The sequence below is a fragment of the Kitasatospora viridis genome (genome assembly GCF_007829815.1).
In the GTDB taxonomy this organism is placed as follows: domain Bacteria; phylum Actinomycetota; class Actinomycetes; order Streptomycetales; family Streptomycetaceae; genus Kitasatospora; species Kitasatospora viridis.
In genome coordinates this window covers 273,081-286,451 of record NZ_VIWT01000009.1, presented here as the reverse complement: position 1 = coordinate 286,451, position 13,371 = coordinate 273,081, and the positions used below count along the sequence as shown (strand labels likewise).

Annotated in this window: 10 protein-coding genes and 2 pseudogenes; 6 read left to right on the top strand and 6 right to left on the bottom strand. The window is 72.3% G+C overall.

Annotation, left to right across the window (positions count from 1 at the left end):
- The first annotated feature begins 154 nt into the window (after positions 1 to 154).
- From FHX73_RS44280 to FHX73_RS47475, 4 genes and pseudogenes are all read left to right on the top strand, one after another.
- Positions 155 to 1,888, top strand: coding sequence for a DDE-type integrase/transposase/recombinase (locus tag FHX73_RS44280; RefSeq protein ID WP_170305364.1), 1,734 nt, complete (start codon positions 155 to 157; stop codon positions 1,886 to 1,888).
- Complete coding sequence (locus FHX73_RS44275; protein ID WP_145911799.1) at positions 1,885 to 3,126, top strand: TniB family NTP-binding protein; 1,242 nt, start codon at positions 1,885 to 1,887, stop codon at positions 3,124 to 3,126. The genes FHX73_RS44280 and FHX73_RS44275 overlap by 4 nt, the downstream gene beginning before the upstream one ends.
- Positions 3,123 to 3,563: pseudogene (locus FHX73_RS47770) on the top strand (TniQ family protein); the annotation flags it as partial. The gene FHX73_RS44275 and the pseudogene FHX73_RS47770, both read left to right, overlap by 4 nt.
- Positions 3,564 to 3,841: 278 nt before the next feature.
- Entirely contained in the window at positions 3,842 to 5,026 is a 1,185-nt protein-coding gene (locus tag FHX73_RS47475; protein ID WP_281292797.1) for a hypothetical protein, read from the top strand.
- Between the two features lie 143 nt (positions 5,027 to 5,169).
- Here the strand turns inward: FHX73_RS47475 and FHX73_RS44265 are convergent, their stop codons facing one another.
- Genes FHX73_RS44265 through FHX73_RS44255 form a run of 3 tightly spaced genes read right to left on the bottom strand, consistent with a single transcriptional unit; the run spans position 5,170 to position 8,841 of the window.
- The gene (locus FHX73_RS44265) at positions 5,170 to 5,877 is read right to left on the bottom strand and encodes a helix-turn-helix domain containing protein (RefSeq protein ID WP_145911797.1); all 708 of its coding nucleotides are present in this window, start codon (positions 5,875 to 5,877) and stop codon (positions 5,170 to 5,172) included.
- Positions 5,874 to 8,243 carry a hypothetical protein gene (locus FHX73_RS44260; RefSeq protein ID WP_246214264.1) on the bottom strand — a complete coding sequence of 790 codons (2,370 nt, stop codon included), beginning with the start codon at positions 8,241 to 8,243 and terminating at the stop codon, positions 5,874 to 5,876. Before FHX73_RS44260 ends, FHX73_RS44265 begins: the two co-directional genes overlap by 4 nt.
- Before the next feature lie 7 nt (positions 8,244 to 8,250).
- Positions 8,251 to 8,841 carry a DNA-binding protein gene (locus FHX73_RS44255; RefSeq protein ID WP_246214263.1) on the bottom strand — a complete coding sequence of 197 codons (591 nt, stop codon included), beginning with the start codon at positions 8,839 to 8,841 and terminating at the stop codon, positions 8,251 to 8,253.
- Positions 8,842 to 9,508: 667 nt separating this feature from the next.
- On the opposite strand from FHX73_RS44255, the gene FHX73_RS44250 reads away from it, so the two are divergent.
- Positions 9,509 to 10,096, top strand: a complete 588-nt coding sequence (locus FHX73_RS44250) for an SMI1/KNR4 family protein (RefSeq protein ID WP_170305362.1) — start codon at positions 9,509 to 9,511, stop codon at positions 10,094 to 10,096.
- A 45-nt stretch (positions 10,097 to 10,141) separates the two neighbouring features.
- Here FHX73_RS44250 and FHX73_RS44245 read toward each other — a convergent pair.
- Positions 10,142 to 10,573, bottom strand: a pseudogene (locus FHX73_RS44245) (DUF4328 domain-containing protein); the annotation flags it as partial.
- Between the two features lie 39 nt (positions 10,574 to 10,612).
- The gene (locus tag FHX73_RS44240) at positions 10,613 to 10,990 is read right to left on the bottom strand and encodes a MerR family DNA-binding transcriptional regulator (RefSeq protein ID WP_145911794.1); all 378 of its coding nucleotides are present in this window, start codon (positions 10,988 to 10,990) and stop codon (positions 10,613 to 10,615) included.
- Between the two features lie 75 nt (positions 10,991 to 11,065).
- Here FHX73_RS44240 and FHX73_RS44235 point away from each other — a divergent pair, with 75 nt between their 5' ends.
- Positions 11,066 to 11,794: an SDR family oxidoreductase gene (locus tag FHX73_RS44235; protein WP_145911793.1), complete on the top strand. Its 729-nt coding sequence runs from the start codon at positions 11,066 to 11,068 to the stop codon at positions 11,792 to 11,794.
- Positions 11,795 to 12,384: 590 nt separating this feature from the next.
- Here FHX73_RS44235 and FHX73_RS44230 read toward each other — a convergent pair.
- A complete protein-coding gene (locus tag FHX73_RS44230; protein ID WP_145911792.1) occupies positions 12,385 to 13,323 on the bottom strand; it encodes a hypothetical protein in 939 nt (312 codons plus the stop codon).
- Between the last annotated feature and the right edge of the window lie 48 nt (positions 13,324 to 13,371).

The following is a 13,371-nucleotide window of genomic DNA, read 5'->3' as shown; positions in this document are numbered from 1 at the left end:
CGATCCGGAGCAGACGACGCTGACTCAGCGCCGGTCGGCGAAGGTCGCAGAGTTGAAGGCTCTTCATCCTGATGACGCACGCCAACTGGGGCTCGGTCAGGTCAGTGAGCGAACCCTGCGGCGATGGTCCGCCGGGTGGCACGAGCACGGGATCATGGGCCTCGCGGACGGACGTCTGACTCCGGTACTGCGCGGGCACCAGTCGATCAGCCCGCAGATCGCGGAGGCGATCCACGCGGTCCACGCGGAGTGCCTGCACCGCTCCCGGGTCGGTATGAAGACCAAGGAGCGGATGATCCACCAGTTCGTCCGGGAGCAGCACGGCGAGGCGGCGGAAACGTCGATCCCGCACTACACGACGCTGTCGAAGGTCTGGAAGGAGTGGTTCGGCCCCGAGGGGGGTCGCCAGCGCTATCTGCGGTCGGCGGCCGCGGTGGAGACCGGCGCGTCCACGGTGACGATCACGCGGCCCGGACAGGTGGTGGTGCTGGACACCACCCCGTTCCCGGTGAAGCTGCTCGACGGCGTCTTCGGTGAGCCGATCACCACGGACCTCACCCTCGGGCTGGACGCCTTCACGCACTCCCTGGTCGCGTTCCGGCTCACCCCGGGCTCGGACTCCTCGATCGAGGTGGCCATGCTGCTGCGGGACGTGATGCTCCCACTACCGATGCGCCCGGACTGGACGCCCGACATGGCCTGGCACTACCCGGGGGTTCCCGCCGCCCTGGTCGCCGAGTTCGCCGGCCACCCGGTCGCCGGGCGCCCGTTCTTCGCGCCGGAGACGGTGACCAGCGATCACGGAAGCGTCTACAAGAACCACCACCTGGTCCAGGTCGCCCGCACCCTCGGAGTGGCGGTCCTGCCCGCCCGTGCGATGCGGCCGCAGGACAAGGCCTCCTGCGAGCGGGCCTTCTGCGGGATCCAGTCGCTGCTGCTGGAACTGCTGCTGGGCTACCGCGGGCGCGATGTCGCGGACCGCGGTGCCGATCCGGAAGGCGACGCCGTCTGGACCGTGGACGAGATGGAGCACCTGCTGGCGACCTGGATCGTGAAGGTCTGGCAGAACCGGCGCCTCGACCAGTACGCGCCCGCCTGGGATCCGGGCGGCCGGCACAGCCCGAACACGCTGTTCGCCACCGCGGCCGCCCGGGACGGCATCGCCCTGCAGATCCCCACCCCGGACCTATACCACCATCTCCTCCCGGCCCACTACGTGAAGGTCCACGTCCGACGCGGGGTCAAGATCGGCGGATTCTGGTACGGCGCAGGCCACCCGGCCCTCGCCGATCTCGGCACCTCCCCGTCCCCGCGAAGCGGCCGCCACCGCGGCAAGTGGGCGGTCAACCGCGACCCGCGCGACTGCCGCCAGGTGTACTTCGAACGCGCCGGACACTGGCACACCCTGCCCTGGAACGGACTGCCCTCCAGCGGGGACATCCCCGCCTTCGGCGACGCGCGAGTCCAGCAAGTCCTGCGCGAGGCGGCCCGCGCCGGCCTCAAACCGCGCGAGGACAGCGAACTCCTCCCGGTGCTGCTCGACCTGATCTCCACCCACACCCCGGTGACCGCGTGGCCGAGCCGGCTGACGAAGGCCGAACGGACCGAGCGGGCCCGGGAAGCGTTCCGGGCCCGGGCCGCCGACCGCGACCGCACGGGCCCGGCTGCCAGCCACCCTCTGCCGGCCTTGCCCCGCCCCGTCGAACTCGCCCGGCAGAACCAACAGGCCATTGACGGCGAACGCCGCCGACGACGGGAGGCCGCGGTCCCCGAACTCCCCCCACACCCGGGCCTGCTCGGCGAAAACCTCCGTCGGCACAGCCTGTTCGCACTGCCTCCCGCCGACGACACGGACGACTACGAGTCAGTAGAGGAAAGGCCGCGATGACCTCCGGCGACACGGCACCGTTCGTACTGCCCGGCCCCTCTCCGGCCCGCGAAACCCTCGCCGGCTGGCAGCACTGGCGCCTGACCCGCCGGTCCTTCGTCCCGGCACCCGCCATGGACCTGGCCGCCTGGCGGCTGCTGAGCCCGAAGAAGAAGACACTCCACGACCTGCACCGCGCCGCGACCCATGCCAACCTTCCCCTGCTGACCACCCCGATGAGCCGCTCGGTCGAACGTCTCCTCAACGGCCGTATCGAGAGCAACGCCCTCAAGCTCAAGCCCGCCACCCGCGCCGGCGTGATGGTCTCCGGCGGCGGCTACCAGGGCAAGACCGAGAGCGTCTGCGAAGTCACCGCCGCCTTCGAGGACCGCTGGCTCGCCCTGCACCAACACCTCAACCCCGACGCCGCCCCCGGCTGCCGGGACCTGCACGCCCCGGTCGCCTACGTCCAGACACCGGTGACCGCGAAACCCAAGAGCACCTGCAAGGCCATCCTGAACTTCTACGACACACCCGTCAGCGCACGCATGGACCTGCCCGAACTGATCCACCAGGTCGCCGCATCCCTGCGCGACCACGGCACGAAGGTCCTGATCCTGGACGACATCACCCGACTGCGCATGCACCGCGCCGACGACCAGGACACCCTCGACCTGATCCGGGCCTTCATGAGCATGCACGTCACCCTGGTCCTGATCGGCGTCGACATCCCCGGCTCCGGACTGCTGCGCGAGGGCCGCCACGATGCAGCCACCGGCCAGTGGCACCTGCCCGCCTCCCGGCACGCCAAGATCCACGGCTTGGAAGCCACCCAGACCGAACGGCGCTTCGACCTGGTCGAGCTCGACCGCTTCCGCTACGACACCGCGCCGCAGATCGCAGCGTGGCTCCAACACCTGTGCGGCGTCCAGGCCGGCCTGCGGCTGCTCGACGCACCCGAGAACATGCTCACCACGGGCACCATGCCCGAGTACCTGTTCCAGCGCACCAACGGCGTCGTCGGCCTGCTGGAGCGACTGATCGAGGACGGCTGCCGCGAGGCCATCGCCACCGGCCTGGAGCGGCTGACCGAAGGCCTCCTCGAAGACCTGTCCATCGACCTGAGCCACGCACCGCACCGCGACCCCGCGGCCGGCGAGATCCCGGACGTCCCCACCAACCGCACAGCCCGCGGCACTCGCCGCGGCCGCAACACCGTCTTCGACGACCGCGGCCCAGCCGCAGCAGGCGCGTCATGACGGGGGACGACCCGGCCGCTCGGCAGACCCCACTGCCCCGCAGCCTGGACCCCCTGCCGGACGAGTGCCTCAACGGCTACGTCCTTCGGCTGGCCCACCGTTTGGGCGTCTCGCCCGACCACATCGCACGCCGCGCCGGACTGGGAGAACTCAAGGACAACGGCCAGACCGTTACCATGGCCGTCCGATCAACCGTGCTGCCCCCGACGATGGCCGCCGACTTCGCCGCCGCCACCCGGCTCACCCCAGCCGAGACCGCCCGACTCACCCTTGCCGACTGGGCCTCCCGCTACCCGCCCATCAGCCTCGTCCTCAACGGCCTGGGCCCCGGGCGCCACACACCCCAAATGGACTGGCTCTTCTCCACCACCACCCGCTACTGCCCGAACTGCCTGGCCGGCGACGGCTCCCCCGTCCAAGACCGGCACGGCGGCCCCTGGCAGCGCACCTGGCGCCTACCGGTGTTCTTCTCCTGCCTACGGCACCAGCGCTTCCTCGAACACCTCTGCCCCACATGCAAACAGCCCATCGCCGCCTCGGCCCATGGCCAGCTGATCACCCGGCCGAGCATCCTTGGCCTGCATCCCGCCCCGCCCTGGACAAGCCGTCACGCACACGCGAGGGCCTCTGCCAAGGCCGCCTCGACGACGCCCGCCTTCACCCCGCAGACCGCCCCGGCCCCGAACTCCTCGCCCTTCAGGCGAGGATCGCCGGGATGCTCACTCCGGAGCATCCCGCCGAACAGGCAGGCCACTACTTCACCGAACTCCAACTGGTCACCGCGCTGGTCATCATCACCTGGCCCCGGTCCCGGCCCCACCTGCCCGGCCCGGCGACGGCCGCGGCCGACCAGCACGTCACCCGGCACCACTCCCCCGACTCCCCCCAGCACTCCAACGCCCCGCCCGCCGACGCCCGTGCCTGCGCGGCCTTCCTCCACGCCGCCGACACCATCGTGACCTCCGACTTCCTGCGGGTCGCCCTCGCACAGCTCGCTCCGACGGAAAACCGGACCCGCACGGGCATCGCCCCCGTCCGCCACCACACCTGGGACCGCGCATTCAAGATCTACCGCGGCGACTGCTCGAAACGGTTCCAGCTCGCAGCAGAAACCCTGGTCCACACCTTCCGCCGCACCAAACCAGGCGGCCACCGGATCCCGCTGAGCCAGGTCGCCTACCGTCCCGAGCACGTCCCGGCGTTCATCCCCCGCCAATGGGCCGACCCGCACCTGGGCCACTTCACCGGCGCCAGCCAACGCCTCCTGCGGCGCACCGCAGCCACCTACCTCGTCCGACGCGCCCGCGGCGGATCCCTCGTCGATGCAGCCCGGTACCTCGGCATCAGGATCGGCCCGCAAGGAGCGATCGGCTTCGGCGGGGTCATCGGCAGATGGATCCGAGCTCAGGACAACCTGCACGCCTTCGAGTTCGCCGTCGACGCCATCGCCGCCGAACTCGAAGCCGCACCGAAGATCGACTACGAGCGCCGCCGCCGATACCTCGCCGACTGGGCCCTCCCGTCTTCAGACTGGCACCGCATGATGAGCCAACTACAGAAACAGCCCGGCAGCCGGGCCATCACCGACGACCGCAAACGCCTCGCCGTCTCCGCCTACCTTTGGGCCCAGGTCACCCAAGGCGAGTACTACTTCTCGCCCTGCCCACCACACATCGCCGCCGCCCCCGAAGCCCACGAGAAGTGGATGCGAGACCGCCGCGCCACCATGCGCAAACTCCAACGCACCGACCAGCATCCCCACTACCGCCGGCTCCAGCCGCTCCTTGACGACTACGCCGCCCAGCTCACCAAAGCCATCGACACCGAAATCCCCCATCCGACTACTCACCAGGCACCAGAGACTGAGTGCTTCAGTTGGCCAGTTGAGCGCAGCCGCTGACCAGCAGCGATAGACAAAGCCAAATTCCAGCAGACCAGACAATCGAGCTTCACGGCCCGCTGACCAGGCACAACACCAACACTCAACTGGCCAACTCAACCGCTCACCGGCCAACTGAAGCGCTCAGTCACAGCCGACCGGACCTACGGCTGGTCCCCGGGGACCCAGCCGCGGACTTCCAGGTAGGCGATGTCGGCGTCCTCCACGGCCCGGCCGGTCTCCACCAGCCACTCGCGCATCGCCTCGGTGACGTCCCCATGGTGGTCCGCGACCCGCCGGGACCACTCGGCCGCGTCGAACCCGCCGGTCGAGCTGGAGCCGTAGGTACGCTCCTCCGTGCCGTCCGAGCGGGGGATGAACCCGCGCCGGATGCCGCCGGAATCCTGCTCCGAACCGGCGCTGTAGACGTACTGGTCGGCCTTCATCCGCACCGTGAAGGCCAGACGGCCGCCGGCCTGCCCGGTGGCGTGGACCACCGGGGCGAGGTGGGAGGCACCGGAGCTGATGGCCTGCCTGCCCGCACGGCCGGCAATCGACTCGCCGGGCCTGCCGACCGTGTCCTTGCCGCGTACCCGCGCCTTCTGGCCGGTCTTGGTGCGGCGGCGGGCGGTGTTCGCCTCCGCGATACCGGACAGCGCCTCGGTGTCCCGCTCGCCGCCGCGCACCGCGCGCACCAGCTGACGCAGCGCGCCGACCATGCTCGCGCCCTTGCCCTTGGTGAAGAACTGGGAGACGAGCGAAGCATCGCGGCCGAGGATCTTGGCGACCTGACGCTTGGTGTAGCCCTGGTCGAGCAGCTCCTGGGTCAGGCGGGCCGCCTCGTTCGGCTGGTCCGGGTCGGCCGGGCTCACCGGTCAGCCCCCGTCTGCGCGAGTTCGGCACGGCCCAGGCCGCGCAGCTTCAGGTACTGCTCCTGGCTGGCCGGGTGCTCCACCGGGCCACTCAGGTGGCCCTTGAGGAGGTAGTCGCCAGGCTCGCCCCGGTACGGCCACATCTGGCGCTCCGTCAAGGCGATACCGTCCGTGCCGAAGTACACGACCGTGCCGGGCCTGGCGTGCAGCGCACCGGCGTGGCCGATGACCTCCTTGCCCTGGCGGTACTTCATGTCCAGCAGCGCCGCCCGGGCACCCGACCACACATAGGCCGCCCACTCCGGGTGCGCGTACGGGTCGCGGGAGAAGCCGGCCTGGCGCTGCCAGGTGACCACCGCCTCGTCCTGGCCGAGGATCTCCACCCCCGCCGGGAGCGCCTCGCCGATCGGCGTGGTGCCGGACACCAGGCGGGGGCGCTGCGCGAAGCCGCCCAGACCGAACAGCAGCACGGAGCGGACCGCGCGGGAGGCGAGGTAGGCCGCCTGCCGCTGCCGCTCGTCCCCGTGGATGCGGGAGAGGTTGGTCAGATCCGCCCAGGCCGCCTTCAACCGCTTGCCCCACTCATCCAGCGGCTTGCCGTCCTCGAACAGCAGACCGGACAGAACCTCGATCCGCCACGGCGCGAGGTGGTTCGACAGCGCGAGGTGAACCTCCGCGCCGCCCGCCCAGGTGGTGAACGTGGCGCCCGGTGTGGCCGGGTAGACCCAGGCGCGGTCACCGGTGACGGGAGCGGGCAGCAGGCCGACGTGGTTCCACCCGGCCGGGACGGTGACGCGCACGTTCCAGTGCGAGCAGGACATCAGCGCCTTCGTCTGCTCCTGCTCGGTCATCGCGGCGAACGCGGCGGCGGTGATGCGGCGCGGGGTGCCGACCGGCGACTTCCACAGGTGCTTGGCGTAGGCGAACGTACGGTCGTACTCCACCAGGGCGGGCAGACGCTCCGGGACGCGCGGCGGCAGGAGCAGCTCGGTACGGCCCTGACCGCCGGTCGCGTGCAGGAGACCCCGCAGCTCCTCCGACAGCACCGGGTAGCCGCCCGCCCACCTGCCGCTGGTCGGGATGGTGCGCGACCACAGGTCCCGGCCCGTCTGCGACGGCGAGCCCATCAGCACCGCGTCGTCCCAGTGGCGGCGCAGCGCCTGCCACAACAGCCGGAAGGCATCGCGGCAGGTGACGACGTCAGCGCCGTCCGCATCGAACCACTCCCCCATCGAGCGGATCTCCGTGCTGGTGCTGTCCGGGGCACTCGCGGGGGCGTAGCGGCCCACCGGCTGGCGCTGGTGGACGAAGTGCCCGGCCAGCTTGTCCCGGCCTGAACCCACCGCGGTGGTCCACCGCTCGGAGGGCGTGTTCAGCCACGCGGCGACCGCGTCCTTGAGGGTGGAGTAGCGCTCGGCGCCGTCGTGCCAGGGTGCACCGGCGGTGATGTAGACCCGCTCCGTACCCGGCGCGGTGGCCAGCACCGCGTCCAGGACCTCCCCCGGCGTGCGGGCACCCAAGTCGACCCGCACCACCTGGTCGCGCACCGCCAGCATCCCAGCCGCCGCGTCCAGGAACACCGTGGCACGGGCCTGCTGAACGAACCGCGGCCGGGTGGACACCAGGCCGGCCGCCACCGCCTCGAACCGCACACCCGACGCGCCCTCGGGGAGGGCGGGCAGCTCACGCGGACCGGCCTCGACCTCCGGACGCGGCGCGGCAGCGACCGGGGCGGCCGGAACGACCGGCGCAGGCTGCTCGGCGACGGCCTGGTCCTCGCCCTCGGTCGGTGCCTCGGTCACCGGGGCAGCCAGGGCCGGCGCGGCTGCGGGGGCCGGAGCCGACACGAGGGCGCACGAGTCGGCCTGTACGCCGGGTTCTGTCTCCCGGAGGCCATGCGCGAGGGCCGAAGCGGCGGCCCCGGGGAGTTGGGCGCAGGGCGACTCACCGGCGACGGCCCGGGCTTCGGCCGGGGCCAGAGCCGGTGGCTCGATGACAGCAGCGGGGCCGGTCAAGGCCGCAGCGACCGCGACAGCGGGCCCGGGCCCACCGGTCGGTGCCGACGCCCGGGCCGGCGCGGCGGCGCGGGCACGGTCCTCGGCCCTGGCGGTGCGGACGGCGACGGGGGTCGGGTCCAGCAGTGGGGCGATTCGCACCACATCGCCGACCGACAGCCCGGAGGCCTTCGCGATCGGCGCGGCCTGGGCGCCCTCGTACCCCGCGAGCCCGGCAACCCGGCGCGCACGGTGGGCGGTGAGCTTGTCCAGCTCCTTCTGCGCGGCGGCGACGGCCTTCTCGGCGGCCGTGATCTCGGTGCGCAGCTCGCGCAGACCGGCGAGCTCGGCGGTGTACGTCTTACGGTCCATCAGCAGGTCACTCCCCCGTCTCGGTACCGGGCCGACCGGTGGCCATGGTCGAGTTGGTGGTCATGGTCGAGTTGGTGGGAACGTAGGCGATCGGACCTCCGGACACCGACAGCAGGCGCGTGCCGAGCAGCAGGCCCGCCACACGCGCGTCCTCCGGACCAACCCGACCGACGACATTCGCAGGGGCCGTGAGGTCGCTCAGGTAGCCGGCCAGCCGCGCCTTCGGGAAGCGGTACCGGCCCGTGGTACCAGCGGTACCGTCGGACTCCCACCCGGCCAGGCCGGTCAGCACCGCGACCACGAAGGAAGCCACCGTCACCAGCAACACCCCACCAGCCGCGACCCGGGCCGGATCGCACCGCCACCAGCCCGACAACGCGGCCAGCAGCTGCGCCTCATCCAGCCCGGTGCCGAAGCCGATCCACTCGCGGTCCGGCTCGTCCACCCTCGCGGGGGCGTCCGAGCGCAGCACCGCGACCTCGGCCGTGCGGAGCACGGACAGATCCGCGGCCGGGCGGGCCTGCAACCGCTGGAGCGCGGCCAGCGGGAACACCTGCCGGCCCGTCTCGCGCACGCCCGGGACCACACCGGTGGCCATCAGCTTCCTCACCGTCGGAATCGAGCACCCGAGCGCCGTCCCGGCCTGCCCCGTCGTCACGAACACACCCACAACCCCCACGCCTATGCACCTCACGTGAAACGCTAGCGCGACCCTAACGCCTCCCACCAACCATCCATGCCTTTTTAGTAAGTCATACAAGCATGAGTCGGGGACGGCGGCGTCGGCGGGAGCGGTGAGACCGCGACCCGCCCGCCACCGCACGCAGGCCGGCGCGGGCTCCACGGCCCGCACCCGGACCGCCCCGGCCATGCGGTGCCGGGCCCTCCACGCCGCCCACCCTCGCCCCTCTGCGCCTCGCCGACCGCGGCCCGCGGCCCCTGGAGACGCCGGCCGGCGACCCGTTCGGTGACGGCCGGCCCCGGGGCCGCCCGCGCTCTCGACCGGCGCCCCGTGCAGACGCCCCCGCCCGAACCGGTGAACGGCATGCCGCCGCCGGCCCCCGGCCGCGGGACCGCCGGGCGAGGAACACCCCCCGAAGATCCCGCGGCCCGGCTCGACGCCCTTCCCGGCCATGGCCGCGTGGACCGGTACGGCGCTCGGGCGGGCGGCGTGGAGGGTGGTGGGCGGTGGGCCGGTGCCGGCGGTGTGGATCAGCGCGGCCCGACGTCGGTGGAACACAAGCGATCTGGAAGGCTGCGCATCCATGATCGAACCTCCACGCATCGGTATCAGTCCGGTGGTCGCGCCCGTGGCCGAGTCCTGGCACCTCATCGACGGCTGGCTGGCGAAGCACGCACCGGCCAGCCGGGCCGCGCTGCGTCCACCGGCCTCGCACCAGGCCATCGACCGGGCCGAGGAGCGGCTCGGCTTCACGCTCCCGCCCGACCTGCGCGAGTCGCTGCGGTGCCACGACGGAGACACCTCTCACTTCGGCGTTCTGCCCTGCGACCCCTTGTACTCCACGCAGCAGATCGTAGAAACCCGGAACGGGCGGATGAGCATCTGGGACGCCGATGACCCGGACCAGCTCGACGAGCCGTGGTGGGGAACGCTGTGGGTCCCGTTCGCGGGAAGCGACGGCGACGAGCACTTCATCGACGCAGGACCCGGACGGTGGCACAACCAGCTCGGGCACGCCGCCCACGACGACAGCGCCCACTTCCTCGGCTGGCCGAGCCTGGCCGTCTGGCTCCACTGCGTCGCCCAGGCGATGGTGCACCACGACGACCACGGCCGCATCGAGCCGGTCCACCCACCGCTGCTGCCCGGCGACGGAACAGTCGGCTGGTAGGCCGCATCCGCGAGTGACCTGCATGAGCGACGAGCTGAGCGGGCCTCAGGCGGACTGGGAGGCCCGCTCACCGAGCCCCGGGATGAGGGGAAGAGCGAGAGCCTCGACCATCCGGACGAAGGCCACCATCCTGACCAGCGCCAGCACGCACTCAACGAGGGCGGCCACCCGATGCAGGCCCCGGAACCCCGACACTGCGGCGCCCACGCAGACGGCCATGCCGACACCCCACCATGCGTTCACGAACCGGCCGTCCGGCAGGCCGCCCGCGCGCCGCAGATCCAGCACGACCCGCCGCGGCAGCCACAGCCGAACCAGCGGGACGAACCAGACACCAGCCACCCACCCGCGGCCGCTGCGCCGACTACCCGGGGCGAGCGCCTCCGCGCTGGTCCAGCACCACCGGATCCAGACGCTACGCACGATGGCGTCGGCCACCATGGCAAGGAGCGCGACCAGAACGAGGCACTCCGGCCGTGGATCGCTGGTCGCTGGTGCGACGTGCGACCGCCCCGTCTACGGGTGCGTGTCCGTGATCGCGATGACCTCGTCGAGGCGGTCCCGGGCGGCCCGCAGGTCGTCGATCTTGGCCTGGATACGGTCGCGCTCGGCGCGCAGCATGGCTCGTTGCTCGGCGTCGGTGTGCCCGGAGTCCCAACACGGCAGGAGTTCGGTAATCCTTCGGCTGGTCAGGCCGGCGGCGAACATCTGCTGGAAGAAGCGGACCAGGGGGATGGCGTCCTGTCGGTAGAGGCGCTGGCCGGATGGGCTGCGCTCCGCGATGAGCAGCCCCTGCTGCTCGTAGTAGCGCACGGCACGTACCGAGACGCCGGCACCCCGAGCCACCTCGCCGATGCGGATCAGCCGCTCGGCCGCGGCCTTGGTGATGGTCATGGTGGCTCTTCTCCCCCCGCCCTGACGAACCGGCACTTGCCTCTGACGTCAACGTCAGGTTTTAGCGTATCGGGCATGGACATCAACAACTCAGTTGCCCTTGTCACCGGAGCCAACCGCGGGCTGGGCCGCGCCTTCGCCCAGAGGCTGCTCGAACGGGGCGCCCGCAAGGTCTACGCGACGGCCCGCCGGCCGCAGAGCGTGGATCTGCCCGGGGTCGAGGTGCTGCCCCTGGACATCGCCGATCCCGCAGCCGTCAGGGCCGCCGCCGAGGCTGCCCCGGACGTCTCGCTGCTCATCAACAACGCGGGGATCCAGACGGGGACCGACCTGGTGACCGGTTCGCTGGACGCGGTGCGGCACGAGCTGGAGACCAACGTGTTCGGCCACCTGGGAATGATCCGGGAGTTCGCACCGGTGCTCGCCGGCAACGGCGGGGGCGCGATCGTCAACGTCCTCTCCGCCATGTCGTGGTTCGGGGGCAAGGGCGCCAATGCCTACCACCTCTCCAAGGCCGCGGCCTGGGCCATGACCAATGGCGTCCGCCTGGAACTCGCCGGGCAGGGCACGCTGGTGACAGCGGTGCACCTCGGCCTGGCCGACACCGATATGGCCGCGGGCTGGCCCGTGGCCAAGCTCGCCCCGTCGGACCTGGTCGACACGGCGCTCGACGGTGTCGAGGCGGGCTTGGGCGAGGTCCTCGCCGACCAGTGGAGCCGGGACGTCAAATCCCGGCTGCCGCTGGCGCCGGAAGAGTTCAACGCCGCGATGGACCGTGCCCTGGCGGCGCTGACCGCGGCCTGAGGACCCTCGGACCGCGCCGACCGCAGCCGGCTGCTCCGAGGCCGGACAGTAGTGCGTCCGCAGTGGATCCTCATGTCGCCGCGTCGGCGGTAGCGGCGGTCGCGGGCCCGGGCCCGGTGCCGGCGACGCCACAGGGACCAGCGCTGGCCGTAGCCGCGCCCGCCGGCACCGCCGCACCGGCCTCACCATCGCCAGGACGGCTGGTCAGACAACCTGCTGTTCGGCTTCGCTGACGGGCCGACCAAGCACAGGCCGTGGTCTGTCTCGTGCCGTCGGCTGACGGCGCTTCAGGCGGTCACCAGGGCGAGGAGCAGCCCATCGAACGGGTCACGGAGTTCGGCGGCGTCGATGGGATTGATCTCCACCTGCAGATGACCCACGTCGTCGTCACCGAGGGGAGTCAGGTACGCGGAGAAGGCGAACCTGTCCCCGACAGGTTCGGCGCCAAGCCCCAGCGGGTTGTTGCGGCCGGCAGTCAGCGCCGCCGAGAACCGAGGCCCCGACGGAGCACGCACACGGGCCCGAAGCCGCTCGCCCGAACGACAAGGCCACGACGCGCCGCCCGCACCGGGGGCCGGCGGGACGGGGGGTCAGCCGGCGGGCTGCTGTCCGGCGAGGGCGAGCTGGTGCTGTTCGGCGGCGCGGTCGTGGTCGAGCTGGGCCTGGTGCACGGTGATCTGGTGCTGCTGGTAGGCGGCGTCGACCGCGTACCAGGTGCCGATCAGGTCGGTCCGCTGCTTGCAGGCGATGTCGGCCAGGGCGGTGGCGATCTCCACGGGACCGGGGGCGGGGGACTTCCAGCGCGGGTCGTCGTAGGCGTCCACCGGGGTGGCGTAGGCGTAGCCGTTGGCCTTCATGCAACCGGACCAGGCGGCGAAGGCGGCCGTGACCCGCGGGTCGGCGGTGGCCTGGCCGTAGCTCATGCTGTTGATCTGACCGGCGAGTTGGGAGGAGCCCAGCGGGTCGGTGCCGGCCAGTCGGCGCTGCGCCTCGCCGTGGCAGCCGCCGGCGGGACCGCCCTGCGGCGAGCCGATCAGGGCCGCCCGCTCAGGGGCGGGCAGGTCGGCCGGCGCTGGTGGGCCGGACGGCTGCTGCGGGGCCGGTGCGGCGGTGTCGTGGTAGCCGAGCACAGCGGCCGCGGCCGGGTCGGCCGGGCCGTAGCGGCGGGCGGCCTCACCGCCGCTGCGCTGGCCGGCGAGCTCCGGCGGGGTCTGGAAGTCGAAACCCTGCCGCTTCATGCAGGCCGCCGCGAGCACCCACACCGCGTGGTTCAGCTGGGCATCCTGAGCCGGCGTCAGCAGGTAGTCCTCGATCGGCAGGCGCAGCGCGGCGAGGCCGGCCGGGGTGGTCGGGGCGGCGGTGCCGGCGACCGGCGCGGGTGGCAGCGGGGTGATCGGGGCCGCGCTGCCGCGGCGGGCGGCGGCCGGTCCGGGCGCAGCGGCGCAGCCGCTCGCCGTGCAGGCCAGGACGGCTGCGGTGAGGGCGAGAGCGGTGCGCACCGCCGGTCGGCGGGAGGACGGGAGGGACATGCCGGTGAACGCCTTCCCCGAGCGGACGGACGGACGAACGGGCGGACG

What these genes read in the sequence shown, in the direction of transcription:
- FHX73_RS44280 (WP_170305364.1), top strand. Translation starts at nt 155, where the DNA reads ATGGGCCTCGCGGACGGACGTCTGACTCCGGTACTGCGCGGGCACCAG.
- FHX73_RS44275 (WP_145911799.1), top strand. Translation starts at nt 1,885, where the DNA reads ATGACCTCCGGCGACACGGCACCGTTCGTACTGCCCGGCCCCTCTCCG.
- FHX73_RS47475 (WP_281292797.1), top strand. Translation starts at nt 3,842, where the DNA reads ATGCTCACTCCGGAGCATCCCGCCGAACAGGCAGGCCACTACTTCACC.
- FHX73_RS44260 (WP_246214264.1), bottom strand. Translation starts at nt 8,243, where the DNA reads ATGGACCGTAAGACGTACACCGCCGAGCTCGCCGGTCTGCGCGAGCTG.
- FHX73_RS44255 (WP_246214263.1), bottom strand. Translation starts at nt 8,841, where the DNA reads ATGGCCACCGGTGTGGTCCCGGGCGTGCGCGAGACGGGCCGGCAGGTG.
- FHX73_RS44250 (WP_170305362.1), top strand. Translation starts at nt 9,509, where the DNA reads ATGATCGAACCTCCACGCATCGGTATCAGTCCGGTGGTCGCGCCCGTG.
- FHX73_RS44240 (WP_145911794.1), bottom strand. Translation starts at nt 10,990, where the DNA reads ATGACCATCACCAAGGCCGCGGCCGAGCGGCTGATCCGCATCGGCGAG.
- FHX73_RS44235 (WP_145911793.1), top strand. Translation starts at nt 11,066, where the DNA reads ATGGACATCAACAACTCAGTTGCCCTTGTCACCGGAGCCAACCGCGGG.
- FHX73_RS44230 (WP_145911792.1), bottom strand. Translation starts at nt 13,323, where the DNA reads ATGTCCCTCCCGTCCTCCCGCCGACCGGCGGTGCGCACCGCTCTCGCC.